This is a genomic window from uncultured Streptococcus sp. (genome assembly GCF_905372115.1).
Taxonomy (GTDB): Bacteria; Bacillota; Bacilli; order Lactobacillales; family Streptococcaceae; genus Streptococcus.
In genome coordinates, this window is the sequence record NZ_CAJPNR010000003.1 from 53917 (window position 1) to 72979 (window position 19063).

The following is a 19063-nucleotide window of genomic DNA, read 5'->3' on the forward strand; positions in this document are numbered from 1 at the left end:
ATGACAGTATATGTTTGTAAATACTTAGACACTAGGCAAGGAGTCGTCACACTAGAGGTAGATGCTCCTAACCGGACTGACGCAGTCAACCGGATCCGTCTCAAAGGTAAGCCAATCAGTGTCGAAGAAAAGGTCATGGGTTCTAAGGAGATTGTCCTTTTCCAAAGCAAGAAGATCAAGCTCAAGGACATATCGCTCTTCTGTAAGCAGATGTCAGTTATGCTGGAGTCAGGGATTCCCCTCAATAATGCAGTGGATATCCTAGAGCAACAGGCTACTTCAAAGAATCTCAAGTCCAGCCTTAAAATCGTCAGCAAGAGCCTAAAAGAAGGTAGTCAGCTGTCCAAGGCCATGCTAGATCAGGAAGGGATGTTTCCCGATCTCCTGATCCGTATGGTACAGGCTGGTGAAAAGACTGGTAAGCTAGACGAGGTACTGGAAAAGATGTCTGAGCACTATAACAAAGAGCTCAAGACCAGCCGCCAGATTCGCGGAGCTATGATCTATCCTGCAGTCCTAGCCTTTCTGGCTGTGGCGGCAGTCCTAGCCTTGCTCTATGTCGTTATCCCAAGCTTCTCAGGAATCTTTGAGCAGAGTGGGATGGCCATGCCGCTGCCAACGCGTATCGTCCTAGCAGCTAGTAACTTTGTCCGCTCTTACTGGTATATCCTCTTCGGTGTGACAGGGATTCTAGTCTTCCTCTTCCTGCGCTATCGCAGCACAGAGGCAGGACGCTACCAGCTGGACCGCCTTAAGCTTTGGCTGCCGGTCATCAAGGGGCCGATGCAGAAGATTGTCACTGCTCGCTTTGCCAGTACCTTGGCTATCCTGACCAGCGCAGGTATCCCTTTGGTCGAGGCCATTGAGTCTGCTGCTGCAACGACCAACAACGCTGTCGTCATTGAAAAGATGAAGATCGCTAATGAAGGTCTGCAAAAAGGGGAACGTCTGACAGGGATGATTACCGCAACCGGTCTCTTCCCCCCTATGATGCTCTCGATGGTCAAGATTGGTGAGGAGTCCGGGTCTCTGGAGTCCATGCTGGTCAAGACATCCGATTATTATGAAGAAGAGCTTGAAACAGCTATTAAGCAACTGCTCTCACTCTTGGAGCCAGCCATGATCATCGTCATGGGGGTTATCATCGGAGGTATCGTTGCCTCTGTCATGCTGCCAATGTTTGAGCTTGCTCACGCTGTGGATGCAGGATCTGGAGCTGACCAGTAGGAAGGCGCTTCAGAAAAGTTTAGGAGATAGCAGGGCAACTGCTCTGCACAAAAAGTTAGGAAATCGTTCTGATGCTGGGAGTTTGTAGGGTCTCCCAGCTAGGAACAAAACAAATGCCCCTGTGGGCGAAAATAGTAAAAATTGTGAAAAAATAGGAGATCTATTCAAATGTTAAACAAATTGCAAAAATTCCGTCAGGATTTGAAGAAAAAAGGTAAAGGTTTTACCTTGGTTGAGTTGATCGTGGTAATTATCATTATCGCTATCATTGCAGCTGTAGCGATTCCAGCTATCACTTCTTTCCAAGACAACGCTCGTAAGAGCCGTATCCAGTCTGAACACCGTGAATTGGTATCAGCTATCCAGTCTTATATCGGAGCACAAGATGATCCATCAGATGTTAAGGATATTACCATTGAAAAACTGGCGCCATACATTTCTAAAAATTCCGCTAAAAAAGATGCCTCTACCATTGTAGAAAGCTTAGCTAAGAATGGTGAGAATACAGCCCATGTTATTTCTGGCAATAAGCTGACTTCAACCTTTATCCCATCTGGTAAAACTGCTAGTGATACTGGAGCTAAAACTTGGGAATACGACTGGACATCAGCTGGTGTGAATTCTAACTAGGGATAACATGTCTAGTTAGGCAATTTCAGAAAGTGGCAATACTTATCAAATCATCTAAGAAAAGATGAATTAAAACCCTACATTTGAGAGATATTTAAAAAAGGTTGCTCAGCAGCCCTTGTGAAAAAGAATTAGGAGAAGTTAGTGCTCAACAAATTGCAAAAATTTCGTCATAATTTTAAAAAAAGCAAAGGTTTTACCTTGGTTGAGTTGATTGTGGTCATCATCATTATCGCGATTATCACAGCTGTAGCGGTTCCGGCTCTCACTTCCTTCCAAGATAACGCTCGTAAGAGCCGTATCCAATCAGAGCACCGTGAGTTGGCAACTGCTATTCAGTCTTATATCGGATCGCAGGATGAACCAGAAACTGTAACATCAATTACAATGGAACAACTGGCACCCTATATTTCTAAAAATTCCAAGGGAGATTCAACTAAAATTATGGATGCCCTTGCTAAAAATGATAAAGAGCCGGCTCATAAAATTGATGGGACAACCTTGGTTTCGACCTTCCACCCCTCAGGAGCAGGAACTGATAAAACCAAGGACAAAACTTGGCTTTACGATTGGAGATATAGTAGTTCAAATACCAACTAATTAAATGTAATTTAAAAGTTAAGCTGATATTCAGTGAATAATAAAGATAAAAAGAAAATAGGAGAATATTTAAATGTTAAACAAATTGCAAAAATTCCGTCAGGACTTGAAGAAAAAAGGTAAAGGTTTTACCTTGGTTGAGTTGATTGTGGTAATTATCATTATCGCTATCATTGCAGCTGTGGCTATCCCAGCTATCACTTCCTTCCAAGATAATGCTCGTAAGAGCCGTATCCAGTCTGAACACCGTGAGCTGGTATCAGCAATCCAGTCTTATATCGGAGCTCAGGATGACCCATCAGACGTTAAGGATATTACCATTGAAAAACTGGCGCCATACATTTCTAAAAATTCCGCTAAAAAAGATGCCTCTACCATTGTAGAAAGCTTAGCTAAGAATGGTACTGCATCTGCCCATGAGATTAAAGGAACAGAGCTAATTTCTACCTTCAAGCCATCAGGTGCTAAGGATGCTTCAAAAGATAAAGTATGGAAGTATGACTGGTCATCAGCTGGTGTAAATGCTAACTAGAGATAGGTTCTCTACTCCGACTGCTTCGGCAGTCGGATATTACCAAAGTAGTTGTCAGATTGTGACAACTATTTTGGCAATATCAAAAGTAGAAGTATTAGGAGAGTAATAAAATGAAAGGGAAAAAAAGACAGGGTTCAACCTTGCCCATGGTCATTGTAACCATTGTGATTCTGGTTGCTATGATTGGGATTTTAGCTTCTATCGTGGATACGGGGCAGACACAGACTCAGCGTATGTATAGCTATCTCAAAGCTAAATATGTGGCAACATCTGGTTCGCAGTTGGCTTTGGGAGCTTATTTTGAGCCTCAAAACGGAAATCCCTCATCGCTCAATACAGAGTTTAGAAATCGAGCTGAAGGTCGGTCGCGTTCAACTGAACCTATTACTGCAACCCATACTTTCAAGGATGGAGGCGTAGCTGAGATTGAAATGACAGGGAAGTTTGATGGAAATGGTTCCGAAAATTACAATGTCACCATTAAATCTAAGTCTAAATTACCTGGTAGCAGTGATTATTATGAACATGTTGTCATTTTTAACTGGTCAACCAGCGGTATTCGCTCAGAAGAAGGTCACTTGGTTTCGGCTCAGAAATGAAAAATAGGTAGGAAAGATGAAACAATTACGCAAAGGGTTTACCCTAGTCGAGATGATTATGGCCATTATGCTCATGAGCATGATAGCGGTAATTATCGGTATTATATTTAATACTATGTTTTCCAGTCGGGAGTTAATAGAACGTGAAGCTAGTATTCAGGCAGAAATGAGAACTTCTATGCAGTATGTTGACCGAACCATTGGAAAAGCTACTTCGGTCTTTATCCTGGATGATAGTAAGTTTAAAGGAAATAAAGAAGGCCTGACTAAAGAATGGAGCTATATCGGTCTTTCATCTGATGGTAAAAAAGTTCTTAATTATGTTTGGGATAAAAGCAAACAAGACTGGAAGGTCAGTGAGTTAGGAACTAAATCCCTTTATAATATTAAGTTGGACTTGGAGTTTAAGACTGAAGGTAGCTATCAGGATAACCGCTTGATTAGCTATAATCTGACAGGGAAATATCCTGATACTAACAATAAGTTGTCTATTGATACAGCTATATCAGCTCTTAATACTAAGCAGGTCTTCTCTAAAGTTGCTAAAGGCAAGAAAGGAATTGCCTTAGCCTATCGGAACGATCCTATTGAGGGACAGATGAATGTAGCTATTTCTTTTGTTTTTGACAAATCTGGCTCCATGTCTTGGGATTTGAACGGTAATAATACTAACTATTGGGGCCCTAAAAGCCGGATGAGTATTTTGAAGGACAAAGCCACAATCATGATGAGAGATTTAAAAGATATTGGGAATGTCAGTGTTAATCTAGTTTCTTTTTCAATATTGGGTTCTTATGTTCAGAAAGACTTTTCTGAGCTAGACAAGGGGACAACAACTATAGAAGCAAGCATTAACGCTTTACAGACAGGTGGTGTAACTAATCCAGGGGATGGTCTACGCTATGGTATGATGAGTCTACAAAATCATTCTGCACAGCTTAAATACGTTGTTTTGTTGACAGATGGAATCCCTAATGCTTATACTGTGGACACTAATGATACATCTTGGCGTAATCGAAATGTCCAACCCTACTATAATCGTTGGAGAGAAACAGTTGGGGAATTAGTAACCTTTAATAATGGTCCTTATGATGTAACGACAAATCTAACAACAGATCAAAATCGTGTTTCTTATGACTCTTATTCTAATGAAGCACTACGGAAAAAGGCTATTGAATATGCAGGGAAAGTTTCTCAGACCTTTGGTGCAGGAGTTAAGCGTGTCAATGTTATCGGTTTTTCTGGAGTGCCATCTGAGATTGCTTATGGTGAGGATTTAACGAGAAGTATAGGAAGCGGAGGCATGGAAGCTAAGTATGTACCTGCTGCTGATGAGGCAGCCTTGCAGCAGACCTTCTCTGATATTAAGAAGCAGATTCAGCAGGATCTTTGGTTTGTATCAGGACCATAGAAAGGACAAAAGATGAAAGGATTGAAGAAACGTAAAGGAGTAACTCTGGTTGAGGTCTTGATTTCTCTAGTACTGATAGGTGTTATTACAGCTGGCCTATTGACCTTCTTTGCTGGAAGTTTTGATAATATCCTCCGTCAGCGGAAGCAGAATACAACAAATTTTGATATTCAGGAGTCTTTTGAAACTCAGCTGGCTGATATTAAGAAAAACAGTGGTAAAGGAACAGAGGTTGAAACGTTTACTTATCGTGTTGGTACAGGGAACAGTCAAAGCGTCAATGTGACGGGGCAAACCCTATCTTATAAAGAAAAAAATATTCATCTTTTTGCTGCTAACGAAAAAGAAAGCGTATTGTCAATTCCAGACGATTTACAAGTTCAAATTCCTAATTCCAAGCGGTACTATTATGTTGGTGAAACAACTCCCAGTGGAGTAGTGGGTTTGAAAGATAGTCAGCAAAATAGTAAAGCTCGAGTTTATACTGAGTCTGGTTGGTTTCTCAGTGATCGCAGTATTGGTTCTGGGGTTTCTGGTGTTGTACCTGTTGGAACAATCGGCCAAGCAGGAAATGATAGTATTTCTAAAATGGTTTTGCCAGAAATGCCGACTGATTTTCACGAAATATCAAAGCAGGACACTGGCCGCCGGATTACAGATGAGATGCGAGGCAAATACTTGACCTTCGCTGCCAGAGCTATTAACTCTTACGGTCGTGTTGGTAACTATCAAGAATCAAAAGATCAGGGGGATAATAGTCGTATATGGGTTATGGGTCTGCCATTGACAAATAAGTTACGGCTCCATACTGATGCAGATTTAGCTTTGCTTAAAAATGGGAACAAGACTACAAGGATCCCAACAACTGACCGACCTTATGAAAATACTGAGGTTCGCGACTATTTTAACAATGTTCTATATGGTGCAACAATCCCGGTTCTTAACTATTATGAGGAGGTGATTAAGCAAACTCGTCAGTTGATTGCTCTGAATGATAATACTATGATGTTTAGCCGAGATGGCAAGAACGGGACCATTGATTTCAATACTGGTTATACTACTTCAGTTCTGATAGGTAATCGTCAGCAGACAGGGGCACTTCTGACATATAAGCTGGATAATACCCTGACTTGGGGTCTCAATCTAGAGAGCGACGGTAGGATTGCTGTTAAAACTGTAGATACTACAGGAGCTAATAACGGTGGTCAGGAATTTATACAGAATATTAAGTTGGACTATACTAAAGATAATTCTATCCAAGTACGGAGTGCTGTGAAGAACGGCGGTCTAGGAATTGAAATTTTTATTAATGGACAGTTAGTCCATAATAAGACACTTACACTGAGACGTGGACAAATAACCCATAACATTGGTAGTGGTCAGATCATTTTTAGTGGCAAAACTTACATCAATGAATTTGCAATTTATATGCAAAGTTTGAGTGATAGTGATATACAAAAGCTTGCTAAATATTTTAGTGAAAAATACAAGGCGAGCTAATAGGGAAATAGTTTTTAGGAAAAATAAGGGAGATTAGGAGATTATGGCAAAAAATATGTTTTCGTCTAAGGGGCGCAGAAGCACTCTGGATGAAGAAGATAATGAGAAAAAGGGCTCATTTTTAGGAAAATTAAATAAACCGCTCTTCTCATCAAAAGGGAAAAAGAGAGAACACCTTTCTATTCAGGGGGTTCAGATTAAGTCAGATCGTCAGGATGACTTTGACGACGAAGAAAAGTCAACAGCAAAAGGTAGCTTCCTAACCAAGCTCAACAAGCCACTCTTTTCGAAGAATAGTGGTGACGATTCGTCTGCTAAGCCAGGGAACCGCTCGCCCTTTGCCAAGAAAGGCAGTGGTGCTGCTAGCCAGCCTGTTACCAGAATGCATGCACCTTACACTATGTTTGGCAAACCAATCAAGGGTAATCTGATGGCCATTGACTTCACTGACGAATCAGTCTATCTGGTTGTTGCTAGACAGAAGCGCAATGAGCTGGAGATTATCAAGATGGCATCTGCCAATCTGCCAGAAGGTGTTGTACTGAATAGTGAGATTATCGACCCGATTACTCTCAAAAATATTATCAGCGACCTGATGGAGCAGCATGCTATCACAGCTAAGTACGCTTTCTTTGCTCTGGGCAATACCAATATCATCGCTCGTTCGGTTGATGTGGCAGCTAGTGTGCAGAATGATGAGGATATTGAGGGCTTGGTATCTTACGAGCTCCAGCAATATCTGGATATTGATCCGACTTCTTATGTCATCCAGTTCCAAGAGCAGGAGTCTAATTCAGCTTTTCCGCTTGATGAAGATACTCGCTCACTCATGGTCTATGCTGTGCCAAAAGGCGTGGTAGAGCAATATCTGGGCTTGGCTGAGAATTTGAAGCTGACACCCTATGTCTTTGACCTTCAATCTAATACCTTTGAAAAATGGCTGGAACGCGTACAAGCGATTAACAATCGCGCCAAGAAGCTGACCAAGGAAAATGTCGGCATGGTACATCTGAGCAAGAGCTTCATCGGTGTTTATCTCTACTCAGAAGGCAAGTTTGTGACCAGCAACTATCTCAACCGTGGCTACAAGGACATTCTGAGCTATGCAGACGACGCTAGTCTGCTGCAGAAGCTTCCAGCGGTGGCTTCAGATGATCTGGATACAGGTCTCTTGAAGCGGGCCTTGGATGAGTGGGTGGCTGATGCTAAGAACCACATTCTCAATACTGAAAACTTCTTTAGTGGCTCAACTGGTCTCAACATTGACAGTTTCTATGTCTTTGGTGACCAAGATATCTGCTGGCAGTTGGCAGCTATTCTGAAGCAGAGCATGAATCGGGAATTCATCTCAATTGATAATGTAGATTATGAGAATGTATTGTGGGAAGGTTCGGCCGAGTTTAATGCGGAGTTCATTCCAGCTACAGCCATGTTGATTAGGAGAGCAAACTAATGCGGAGAGATTTAAACTACTTTTCAAAATATCATGTGGCACCGGCTAAAACCAGTCCACTAAAACTTGCTGCTATTTCCGCTTTTGCTGGGATTGCAGCGATTATGATTGTGCTGATTGGCTTTTTCCAGTTTAGCGCTATGCACCTCCAAGGCGAGATTGACCAAGCGGAGCAGACGCTCAAGAGTCCAGAAATGGCTCAAGAGCTGAAGGCAGTCTCTGAGACAGAAGACAAGATTGTAACGGTCAAGAATGATCAGGTGCTCTTTGGCAGTCTGGAAGGCGACTTCCGTCGACTGCACCGAGTAAACAAAGCCTTTATGGACTTCCTTAATAAAAATGTGACACGGGACTTGGTCTTTGATCAGATTAAGATAAATAACGACAATGTAGAAATCGTTGGTTCGGCTCAAGAGCAACTTTCCATCGCTAAGTTTGAAGAAGAGCTTCGTAAGTCTGAGAAGTTTAATCACATTTTTGTGGATAACATTACTCGCGAGGAAAAAGAGAATAATTCAAGATATGTGTTTAACATTAAAATTTTGACGAAGGATGTAGATTTCAATGAAGAACAAAAATGAGAAAGAAAAGAAAAAAATCCTGAGTAATTTAAATGAGCGTGACAAGAAGTTGTTGGCCTGTGTCGGAGGAGTAGCAGTACTTGCTGGTGGGGGGTATCTGGTATCAAATTCATATACTCGGATGGCTCAGCTGAATGAAGAACACGCAACAATCATGACAGAGCTGGATGGCAAGAATGCCAAGATTAGTCAAAAAAGATCTCTTGGGAATCAGCTGAAAACTCTGAATGCCAAGACTCTGGATCAAGCTAAAAAATACTATGGTACAACCAATCAAGGGGAGTTCATTTTCTTGATTGACAAATTGGTCAGAGAAAGTGGCATTAAATTCAAGTCTGTCAACTATACTGAAAGCAAAGAGTTGGAACTCCAGCAGGAGGGATTAGCTGCGACCTCATCTAATGGTCAAAACTCCAACTCTTCTGGTACGACTGGCAGCTCAAGTTCCGGTGAAACATCATCTTCATCCAGTACGACCTCTAGCTCGTCTACTACATCATCCTCGTCTTCATCTAGCAGCAGTTCTTCATCAGATGCGAATACCGCAACAACAACCGCGGCTAGTACAGCGACTTCAGGAAACGGTAAGTACAACAATTCCAATATTACTCAGATGACAGCGGACATTGAGTTCGAAGGAACTTATACGCAAGTTTTAAAACTCTTAGAATTGATTGATGGAAATCAACAAAAAATCGTTTCCAGCGAGCTTGAATTAGGTGAAAAGACAAGCCACTCCAATGTCGAGGAGAATAGGAATCCAGAGTTAGCTACCGGTAAAATCAAACTACGTTTCTATCAAGTAAAAGATGTTGAGCGCTATGTGACTCCAGAGAGCAATGTTGATAAGACACCAATTCAGTTTGCTAACTGGGAGTCACCATTTGCGATTCCGACTTGGCAAGCACCTTTCTTGACCTTAGTGTCAGGTAGCGGTACAGATACGGCTGGTAACAACAGTACCTTGGGGGCTGCAACAACCAATACAACTAGTAGCGCGACTGCTAACAGCAATACCAATCTAGCTCCATCTTATCTGGAGCAGCTCAGCAATCTGTCCAGTCAGAACAACGGTCTGTCAGCTTATTACAATTCATCAACAATCTACCGTTTCGAGTCACCTCTTAAGCTGATTCAGTCCGGTGGCAGCAATCAGTATGATGTGACGGTTGACAATACGGACTTCCTTGAGGGTTCAGGTTCCAATGTGGTTAAGATTCCAGCAACCAAGTCTTCTACCATGTATGAAATGGAATTTGCAGCACCATATGTATCCTTGAACAATAAGCCAGATGCTATCAGCTTCTCTCTATCTCTGTCTAATCAATGGCAGGGCAAGATTGGCTTGATTGTCAAGAATGCCAGCGGTCAGAAGATTTATCTTCACGTCATTCGTCCTAACAGCTGGACTGGCTGGCGCGAAGTTAGCTTCAATCCTGAAAACATTCCAGGATTCAGCTATCCAATGACTATTGTGGGTTACTACTTCGAAACTCCAAGCGGAGAAAGTCCTGAAACGACTATGAAGCTGGATAACCTATCTGTGAATAACTTGGTAGTGAGCTAAAATACTTTGAAAAATACCAAATAAGTCTATGGTTTAAAATTTCAAGAGCATGAGTAAATTTTTCTTAAAAAAATGCTAAAAACCAAGTTATTAGACTAGTATTCACAGTGCATTTATAGTAAACTAAAACATAGAGATATTTGAAATATAATACAAGCAAACTCAGAATAGACGCCCGAGTCTATTTTGGGTTTTAATGGAGTTTATGGAAAAACAAAATCAAGATTGGTTTTGCATTGAAAAAGTTTAATATCATTTAGAAAGTGGGGGGTGTCGAAAATACTCAAATGGCATATTTTTTACCTTTTGGAGCAGGGCTTATAGCACTGCATACGATTAGCATTTTATTTGTTTCTAGGATTTCATTAATAAAGCGCCTTTTTCTCGTAGTATGGGTCATGCTATTTGCGATTGGTGCTCCATTCCTCTTTCAACAAGTTCCCGGCATAGCCTTTGTTGGACTCTGTGCTTTGGCCTTGGCTGTCTATATGGTGCTGCTCTTTTCACAGGAGCTAGCTCCAGTCAAGAAGAGAGCAACTGCTTCAGCGCGAAGCAGAAGCCAGAAGCATGCTAAGAGCACACGCAAGAAAGCGGAAGCGACGAGCGCAGGCTTATCATCTGCTAGGGATTTGAACTTATCCAATGCTTCAACCGGTAGGATGAGAAAGGAAAGTAAAGAAAGGGTTCAGGCTGAGGAAAGTCCGGCAAGGCAGAGAGTATCTGCTTCTGGTCGCACCCTAGCAGACCGTTCTATCAAAAAGGATATGACAAGATATGAGAAAGTCAAACCTCTCTACCCTGTTGATAATTTGGCTACAGCTCCTGCCTTTGGAGAATACGAGCCAAACAGTCAGCTAGCGGCAGCTGAGGTCGGCATGGTGGGTATGGAACACAGCTCACAAAAAGCCAATGATGAATTTTTGCAGTCTCTGCTTCATCACCGCAAGGGAGCAACCAAGATTAAGGTGGCCAACTCTCTGATTCAGCCTACGGAAGCAAATGCAGCCGGCAATCAAGGCTATACAGATATTGATGATCCAGCCTTTGAGACAGCTGTTCTGTCTAAGATTAGACCGATGTCCTATACGGAGTCTAGCTATGGCAACTTCAGACCGCAGGCGGTTGAGGTGACAGGTGTTGTTTCTCAAGATGAGGAAGAATTCTTCACTGACCAAGAACAAGCTCAGCAGCCAGTGGCAGAAGAAGTAGGCAACAGCCTTGAAGATGTTTTTGCTGCTACGGGAGATATCAAGCCAGTTAGAGCAGAAGAGTCGAGAGCAGCAAACAGCTTAGAATCTCTCTTCTTTGCTGACTCGGGTGTTGAACCACAAGCTAAGATGGATTCCGCCTTCAGTCAAGCAGCTGCAGAGCCAGAATTTTCTGCTACTGAAGAGTCTATGGTTAGCCGTGATCGTGCTGATATTCAGGGTTATCAAGATATTCTCAGCCAGATTCAGCATGATTTGTTGGGATCTGAAGAGGAAGATTTGACTGCTGAAGTGGCAGAGACTTGGGAGAAAGAAAGCAGCTTCGAACCAGCAGTAGAAACGTTTGAGTTTGAAGAAGCTGCTGAACCAGCAGTTGTTCAATCAGTTTCTGAAGACGCTGTTTGGACACAGGCTGGGCCTGTTCAAGAAGCAGTTGCAGATGAGACAGAAGAAGACCTACTCAAGGGAATTGCTGACATCCTCAAAGCTGAGGAAGCACAAGTCAAAGCTACTCCAGTCGTTCCGGCTGCAGATGAGACAGAAGAAGATTTGCTTCAGAAAATCACTGACATCCTCAAGGCTGAGGAAGCAGCAGAAGCACAACCAGCTGCAACAACTGCGGGAGATAAAGAAGTCTATTTCCAATTCCTCCTACTGGAAAGTCAGGAATTATTGGCTTCTAATGCAGTTCAAGAAGCTGAGAGCTACCTGAAAGAGATTGTCCAAGGAAGCTCAGATCAAAATCTTCGTCAAGAAGCGTTCAACATGCTGGACAAAATCGGGAAAAATTAATACTATATAAACATACAATTGATAGTAATCAATTAGAAGGGTTTTAGGGGAAATTATGAAAAGTTGTAAGACAATCACAGGGACCGTTGTCATTGAGATTGAAAAAGGGATGGGACTGGGTGAAGTCCATGAAGTCTTTGTTGATGAGGGGGTCAATCTGACTTTTGTCATTAAGTCAAAACAGTCTGAACAGCCTTTTGCCTTGCTGTCTAGCAAGAACATCCAAGGCATCGGTGACTTTGCGGTCATGGTAGAGAATAGCTCAGTCTTTCAAGAGCTACAAGAAGCTGACCTGAAGGTCTTGAACGACAAACAGGGCAGTATCTTTGACGAAATCGTCATTACCATTGATGGAAACAAGGTGGGAACTGTTGTTGACTATCATATTGACGAAAAGAATGAAATTGGCTACTTGGTGGTTAATTCTGAAGATGCCAGCGAGGAAATTCAGATTCCTAAATCACGCATCTTGATGATTGGTAAAGAGTACATCATCCTCAATGATGAAAAAAAGACAGCTCCTCATCTTGAAGCAGATGTAGAGATGGGCCGTCTGGCTGCAGCAGATCTGCTCCATGAGACTGAAGCTGCAAAACCTGCCGAAAAAATTGAGGAAGTAGTTGCTGAAGCACCTGTATTCGAGCCAGTTGTAGATGAAAAAGTGGATGTAAAAGAAGAAGCAGCGACAGATTTGACAGAGGCCTTGGCTGCTGTAGGTCTGGGAGCTGCTGCTTCTGACTTGGAGTTTTCTGAAGCGGTCGTAGAGACAGCAGAAGAACCAGAAGTCCAAGATTTGGTACAAGAAATGACAGCTCCAGCTGAAGAAGAAGTTGAAGAAACAGATGCAGCACTGAGTCTGGATGCTGCTTTGGAAGAAGTATTGGCAGCCCCTGCTGAGGAAGTTGAAACAACTATCAGTACAGCGCCAGTTGCTGAGGAAGACTCTGCAGCAAAGAAAGCTGTTAACGACTTTATCGATCAGCAAAAACGTCTTCTGGTAGGCAAAACACTGCAAAAAGATCTTGTTAATGCAGATGGAGGAGTTATCCTGAATGCCGGAGATACTGTTTCTGATGACATCATTGATTTTCTTCGCCGTATCGACCGTAAATTCCTTATCCGCTTAGCTGAATGCGTAGTATAAGGTTGGGATGAGATTCATGTCAAGAAGAAAAAGAAAGGTTTCATCAAAATATCAAAAACTACTTCCAGCAGCGACACTTGCTGCCTTTCTGCTGGGTAGTTTATTTTATGTCATTTTTGTCTTTAATCCAACGATTGACCTGAGTATCAATGGCCGTCCCTCTATGAAGGTTCGCTCTCGGAGCGAAGCTGAGATTGAAGTTTACAGAGAACTGCCCTATAAGGCTACATTTCAGCTGTCTACGGGGCAACACTTCTCTGTAGATATGCGCTTTTTAGGACTGAGCTATTTTACAGAAGAAGAGCTTAAGCGGCTGGATAATATCTCAGCCAAGACAGTCTGGGATAAGTTTACACCGTTTTTCGATACCAAGGAAAATCTACAGATTTCCATCTATCCTAACCGTCTTTTTTGGCTTAGACCTTTAAACGATGTCTTAGCTGCCCACCCTGATGTTCTCAGTCAGCTTCCAACGACCAATCATCTGGTCATGGACGGCGAGTCTAACGTAAAGGTGGGAGACAAGTCTAATGGCTATAAGATTGACCCTGCTGCTTTTATCCAAGCATCTGAGGAGATTGCCAAGACTGGTAAATTTGATGATGTCAAGGTTGAGAGTACGCCTGTCGAAGCAGAAGATCAGAGTGAGCTTCTGAGCCAATATACGCACTTTATAGAGCGTAAGGAAGTACCACTGCCGACCAACGCTGCCCAAGCTCAAAACATGAAGACAGCCTTTTACAAGCTGCAGAATGTTTACTTGGCTCCTGGCGAGACCAAGTCTATCTCAGAATTGCTGGGCGCTTTGAATGCAGAGTCTGGATATCTGCCAGTCAAGGGCAAGGATAATAAAGAAGTTTACGGTCAGGGTGCTGAGCAGATTATAGATGCCATTCAGCAACTCGCCTTTTCACGGACCAATGTTATTTCTTATCGAGGACAGTATTTCAACATCGGAACGCCGGCTGAAGGTTTGACTGAATTGACCATTCAAAACAATACAGAAACAGATATGGTATTTTCATTAAGTTTGGAGGAGGGGCAAGTATCCATCATTCTGGCATCTAAGTGATACTCAAGGGAAGTCTAGGTTTGACACCGTCATCTGAGATTTTCAAAGAGTGTAAAAAGGGAAAAATTATGATTGCAAGTTTAGTATTTATATTAGGTGTCGTATTTGGGAGCTTTTTCAATGTCGTCATCTACCGTGTTCCGCTGGAAAAGAGCATTGCCAAAGGTCGGTCTATGTGCCCGTCCTGCGGTCATGTCTTGACTTCGGTGGAGCTGATTCCGGTTGTGTCGATTATCATGCAGGGCTTTAAATGTAAGCACTGCAAGGAGCCGATTTCACCGCGCTATCTCATTGTGGAGCTCCTGACGGGTCTGCTCTGGATGGCCTCTTATCTGATCTTTCAGGATCAGGGACCCTGGATGGTTGTTTCAGCCTGTCTCTTGGTGTCGCTTTGTCTCATTATCGCTTATATCGATTTTGATACTCAGTACATCTCGGACTCGGTTCTGCTGGTTTTCTGGCTGGGCCGCATGGCTGTTACGTTTTTTACCAATGAGTTCAATTGGGAACTGCTTTTTTCGCTGCTAGTCGGTGCTGGTCTCTACTCTCTCATTTATTTTGGGGCCAAGGCTTATTACAAGAAAGAGGCCTTCGGGATGGGGGATATTCTCTACTTAGCTGCTCTGAGCAGTTGGTTTAGCCCCTTGAATACACTGATTTTGGGATATGGTTCTTTCTTTGTAGCTGGAGCGATTCTCTTAATCGCAACCATCTTTAAGAAATTCAAATTTAAGTTGAAAGAAGAAGTCCCTTTTGGTCCTGCTATGAGCATCATGGCGGTCATCCTATATTTCTGGGGAGGAATCTAGGGAAACCAAAAGCGACAATAGAAATGGATAGAAAAAATGTTTAGGAAGAAAAAAGTTATCATAGCATTAGCGACAGCTACTGTCCTTTCAGGCAGTGTGTTGCCTGTCAGCCGCCTAGCGGCAAATGAAAAGGCTAGTCTGGATCCGTCTTTAGTGCAGGTGTCAGATCAGTTTCAGGCCAAGAAAACAGGAGCAGTCGTCTTTTCAGAAGATGTAACAGTGCCAAGCACAGTGTCAGCCGATTTCATTGATAGTCGTCTGGCTGGCACACCGATGGCTGGATTGGGAAAAGCTTTCAAAAAAGCAGAGAAAGATCATGGAGTTAATGCAATTTTTCTCGTAGGGCTGGCTATTCACGAATCGGATTACGGCCGCAGTCAAATTGCTCAGGCCAAGCACAACTTGTTTGGTTTCATGGCTTATGACTCCAGTCCTTTTTCCAGTGCAGGAAATTTCGCAACATTTGATGATGGTATAGATACCGTTGCCCGCTATCTCAGCGAGCACTATCTCAAGCCTGGCGGTCAGTTCTACAATGGTAAGAGCATGGCTGCTATCAATGTAAGATACGCATCTGACAAAACTTGGTCAAGCAAGATTATGATTCGTATTCGAAATTTTTTGAAAAAAGGTTAAGGTGGCTGGGACAATCATGTCTCAGCTTGCTTTATTATAGAAAGAATTTCTTTTGGTGAGGCGACTGACGGGGTTTTTCTTGCTCTCTGGGGCTCTAAAAATTCCTAATCATCCTCTCGGGACTAAAAAATCAAAAACTTGCTTCTGCGACATCTACATCGTCTTTTATGGCGAAAAATGACTTAATTAGGGGATTTATGAAAAGAAAGTTTGACGTAAGCGATGTGTTAAAGGAAGCCTGGGGACTGACTGTTGATTACTTTTTTGTATGGACAGCAGGGCTTGCTATCATTCAACTGCCATTTTTTATTCTGGGGCTGTTAATTCTATTTTTTTCTCCATTGACTTCTACATTTCTTCCAAGTATAATTCTGCTGGGATTTCTATGTGCATTTGTGATTGCTTATATCCATAAGTTTTCCTTGACCATGGTTCGTAATCCGCAGATGGTGCGAAGAAACTTCTGGAGGGCTGTTGGCTACAGTATTTCTGATGGCTTTTTTGGGCGTTTGCTTTCTATGTCTATTTACGTCTTTATATTTTTCTTGGCTATGTTACTTCTTTTTGTATACTTCTATAATGCCTTGATGTCAGATGCAAATTTTCAAGAGATTATGGGAACTTGGCTTATTTGGGTTGCAAAAAATCAAGAGAAGATAGCTAGCATGCTCTTCCTGCTTTTTTTAATAGCACCAATGTTTAACTTGGTATTCCATTTGTTTTATAGTTATTTTATAGTCTCTCACTTCTTCTTGTTGCCTTATATTATTCAAGATACCAACTCCTCTGATAACCTATTGCGTCCTCTGTCAGCCTTTGGCAGCTTGGGCAAGTCCTTTTCTTGTATGAATGGTCAGAGGGGGCGTTACTTACTGGTAGAGCTTGTCTTAAAGCTTATTCCTGTAGTATTGGGTCTGATAGAAGTTCTGAGTTTACTTTTTAGTGCTGGTGTGTCTAATATTGTGGGAATGATTGTTAGTATGATTAATGGCTTTTTGCTGATTTATACCTTGGCAGCCCGCTCGGTTATGGCTGACATCCTGATGTCTTATGATCGGGAAATAGTTAATTTTGGAGATTAATATTTATGAAAAAATTAGAAAGGGTTTTAGGATTTAGGATAATGAACGATGAATGATGTAAAAGTAACAAGGGTTTTCAGAGAAGCTTGGATTTTTGTTACAGAATATTATTTTGTCTGGCTGAAAGGCCTTTTGCTGGTCGGAATCCCGCTTGCAGTGCTGGGCTGGTTTCTTTTTCCGCTGGTTTCGAGTTGGTCTTACCGGTCCATTTTAGTCTTGACTTGTTTGGCATTTATAATTGCCTTCGGTTTTGCTTATGTCAATAAATTTGCCTTGACAGTGATTCGAAATCCGCAGATGGTTAAGCTCTATTTTGGCTATGCGGTTTGGTACAGTATCTCGGATGGCTTGCTTACTCGCCTCTTTTATTCCTTCATTGTCAGTGCAGTCCAAGTCCTGATTCTGTACATGGGTTGGTCGGCAATTGGCATCAATCTTGGGGTGGCTAGTCTCTTTGCCTTTTATCGGAGGGCAGTAAGTCCAGAGGCCATTGTGATTTTCCAGTTTCTCTTTCCTTTCTTGTTCATGGTCTTTTATCTGCTCTTCACTTATCTGGTTGATTCGCACTTCTTTTTGCTGTCTTATATCATTCAGGATACTAGCTCCAGAGACAATCTAGCCAAGCCGCTTTCTTTTTATGGCTGTTTGAGAAAGTCAGTCCTACTGATGAAGGAGCGCAGGGGTCGTTATGTTCTGCTCAGCTTTTTTCTAGCTTCTTTTGGTGGGTTGATTGGCTTGGGTACTCATCTCCTGATGGATCTGATAAGGCAGTATATTGGTCCCTTGCTGGGTGAACTGGATGATTTACTTGGCTTGATCCAGATGATTCCTGTCCTAGTTTTCAGTAGCTTTTACTGTGTATTTGTTCTGGTTGTTCGGACAGTTTTTGCCGATACTCTGATGGAAAATGATGCAGAAGTGGTGGATTTTGGTGATTAATTTAGGAAGTTGCAAGACCATACAATACTTGATAGAAACAAGAGGAAGGATATGAAATCAGTAACAAGAATTTTAATAACAGCTTTGGTGCTAACTGGGATTGGCTTTATCCCCCTGCCTTATCAAGTGGAGACCTTGAGACCGGCTTTGAATGCCAAAGACTTTGTCCAAGTTCAAGGAGGAACTGATAAAGGAAAAGGTAAAATCTATGTCATGGCTGTTGGTGTTTCCAAGGCCCGGGTGTTCAGTCTCTTTTTGACTTTGCTGCCTAATTACAGGCTGGAAACAGAGTATGTCTCTGTGCCTGAAAACTATTTTGATAAGGAGAAGGGACGGGAAGAGCGAGAGAACAGCACTATGGGGTCTTCCCATCTCAATGCCTTGCAGGTAGCTTATCAAGCATCCGGTCATACTGTTGAGATTAGACATAAAGAGATTTTTGTGGATGCTGTCAGCCAAGAGACGCCGTTAGCTCAGGAGCTGCAGAAAGGCGATGTGATTTTAAAGATTGACAATCAGACTTACACTAGCCCATACGACATTGTCGATCAGATGGAACAGCGGCCAGTTGGCGATGTGGTATCAATTGAGTACAGCCGTAATGGTGTAATTGGTTTGGCTAGCGGTCCTGTGATTGTGGATGAGACAACTGGTAAGCCTGGTTTGGGGATTGCATTAGGTTCCAAAGCCAGTGTTGCCATGAATCCTCTGACCAAGTTTAAGAGCAACGGTGTAGCAGGCCCCTCTGGTGGACTCATGTTCAGTTTGGAGCTGTACAATCAGCTCGTGTCTGAAGACATTACCAAAGGAAAAGCTATTGCTGGTACTGGAACGATTGACCACAAGGGAAATGTTGGCCGGATTGGCGGGATAGAGATGAAGGTCATGGCTGCAGATAAGGCAGGCGCTGAGATTTTCTTTGTTCCTGATGATACCATTGACGCCGATATTGCCCAGTACAATCCCAAGCTGCGCTCTAACTACCATGAGGCACTTCGTGCTTCTATCAAAATCAAGAGTAAAATGAAAATCGTCCCTGTCAAAACCTTCAATGAAGCTTTGAACTATCTCAGAGAGATGGAATAAGAGACTTTACTACTCTATGAATAGTCAATAGAAACACAAGCTCTTGCTAGTTATTTATCTGGCGAGGGCTTTTATTTTATAATTTTTTCAAATAATTGCCACCTTGGCACATAAATTCTTGCTTTCCAAATTGAAGTGTGATATATTTATAACATAAAGAATGTTAAATATTTCTAACACAAGGAAAGGAGT

The 19063-nt window shown here is 42.3% G+C and carries 18 protein-coding genes; all 18 read left to right on the top strand.

Features of this window, described 5'->3' with window-relative positions; all coding sequences use genetic code 11:
* Complete coding sequence (locus QZ169_RS01890; RefSeq protein ID WP_295504535.1) at positions 1 to 1227, top strand: type II secretion system F family protein; 1227 nt, start codon at positions 1 to 3, stop codon at positions 1225 to 1227.
* A 168-nt stretch (positions 1228 to 1395) separates the two neighbouring features.
* Positions 1396 to 1857 carry a prepilin-type N-terminal cleavage/methylation domain-containing protein gene (locus QZ169_RS01895; protein WP_295504537.1) on the top strand — a complete coding sequence of 154 codons (462 nt, stop codon included), beginning with the start codon at positions 1396 to 1398 and terminating at the stop codon, positions 1855 to 1857.
* A 144-nt stretch (positions 1858 to 2001) separates the two neighbouring features.
* Positions 2002 to 2457, top strand: coding sequence for a type II secretion system protein (locus QZ169_RS01900; protein WP_295504539.1), 456 nt, complete (start codon positions 2002 to 2004; stop codon positions 2455 to 2457).
* Between the two features lie 73 nt (positions 2458 to 2530).
* Complete coding sequence (locus QZ169_RS01905) at positions 2531 to 2989, top strand: prepilin-type N-terminal cleavage/methylation domain-containing protein (RefSeq protein ID WP_295504541.1); 459 nt, start codon at positions 2531 to 2533, stop codon at positions 2987 to 2989.
* 113 nt (positions 2990 to 3102) lie between these two features.
* The gene (locus tag QZ169_RS01910) at positions 3103 to 3591 is read left to right on the top strand and encodes a hypothetical protein (protein WP_295504543.1); all 489 of its coding nucleotides are present in this window, start codon (positions 3103 to 3105) and stop codon (positions 3589 to 3591) included.
* 16 nt (positions 3592 to 3607) lie between these two features.
* Entirely contained in the window at positions 3608 to 5002 is a 1395-nt protein-coding gene (locus QZ169_RS01915; protein WP_295504545.1) for a VWA domain-containing protein, read from the top strand.
* 12 nt (positions 5003 to 5014) lie between these two features.
* A complete protein-coding gene (locus QZ169_RS01920) occupies positions 5015 to 6502 on the top strand; it encodes a type II secretion system protein (RefSeq protein ID WP_295504547.1) in 1488 nt (495 codons plus the stop codon).
* A 43-nt stretch (positions 6503 to 6545) separates the two neighbouring features.
* Positions 6546 to 7955 carry a pilus assembly protein PilM gene (gene pilM, locus QZ169_RS01925; protein ID WP_295504548.1) on the top strand — a complete coding sequence of 470 codons (1410 nt, stop codon included), beginning with the start codon at positions 6546 to 6548 and terminating at the stop codon, positions 7953 to 7955.
* A complete protein-coding gene (locus QZ169_RS01930) occupies positions 7955 to 8536 on the top strand; it encodes a PilN domain-containing protein (protein ID WP_227965026.1) in 582 nt (193 codons plus the stop codon). The genes pilM and QZ169_RS01930 overlap by 1 nt, the downstream gene beginning before the upstream one ends.
* Positions 8520 to 10103 (top strand): hypothetical protein, encoded by a 1584-nt coding sequence (locus QZ169_RS01935; protein WP_295504550.1) that lies wholly within the window; start codon positions 8520 to 8522, stop codon positions 10101 to 10103. Before QZ169_RS01930 ends, QZ169_RS01935 begins: the two co-directional genes overlap by 17 nt.
* Before the next feature lie 263 nt (positions 10104 to 10366).
* Entirely contained in the window at positions 10367 to 12103 is a 1737-nt protein-coding gene (locus tag QZ169_RS01940) for an MFS transporter (protein ID WP_295504551.1), read from the top strand.
* 55 nt (positions 12104 to 12158) lie between these two features.
* Complete coding sequence (locus tag QZ169_RS01945) at positions 12159 to 13247, top strand: hypothetical protein (protein WP_125348693.1); 1089 nt, start codon at positions 12159 to 12161, stop codon at positions 13245 to 13247.
* A gap of 7 nt (positions 13248 to 13254) precedes the next feature.
* On the top strand, positions 13255 to 14319 hold the full coding sequence (locus tag QZ169_RS01950; RefSeq protein WP_002919953.1) for a VanW family protein: 1065 nt from the start codon (positions 13255 to 13257) through the stop codon (positions 14317 to 14319).
* Positions 14316 to 15128 carry an A24 family peptidase gene (locus QZ169_RS01955; protein ID WP_295504553.1) on the top strand — a complete coding sequence of 271 codons (813 nt, stop codon included), beginning with the start codon at positions 14316 to 14318 and terminating at the stop codon, positions 15126 to 15128. The genes QZ169_RS01950 and QZ169_RS01955 overlap by 4 nt, the downstream gene beginning before the upstream one ends.
* A 36-nt stretch (positions 15129 to 15164) precedes the next feature.
* Complete coding sequence (locus QZ169_RS01960; RefSeq protein ID WP_002894168.1) at positions 15165 to 15764, top strand: glucosaminidase domain-containing protein; 600 nt, start codon at positions 15165 to 15167, stop codon at positions 15762 to 15764.
* Between the two features lie 167 nt (positions 15765 to 15931).
* On the top strand, positions 15932 to 16846 hold the full coding sequence (locus QZ169_RS01965; RefSeq protein ID WP_295504554.1) for a hypothetical protein: 915 nt from the start codon (positions 15932 to 15934) through the stop codon (positions 16844 to 16846).
* Between the two features lie 48 nt (positions 16847 to 16894).
* Positions 16895 to 17785 (top strand): hypothetical protein, encoded by an 891-nt coding sequence (locus QZ169_RS01970; protein ID WP_002894163.1) that lies wholly within the window; start codon positions 16895 to 16897, stop codon positions 17783 to 17785.
* A gap of 51 nt (positions 17786 to 17836) precedes the next feature.
* Positions 17837 to 18871: a SepM family pheromone-processing serine protease gene (locus tag QZ169_RS01975; protein ID WP_295504557.1), complete on the top strand. Its 1035-nt coding sequence runs from the start codon at positions 17837 to 17839 to the stop codon at positions 18869 to 18871.
* The last annotated feature ends 192 nt before the right edge of the window (positions 18872 to 19063 follow it).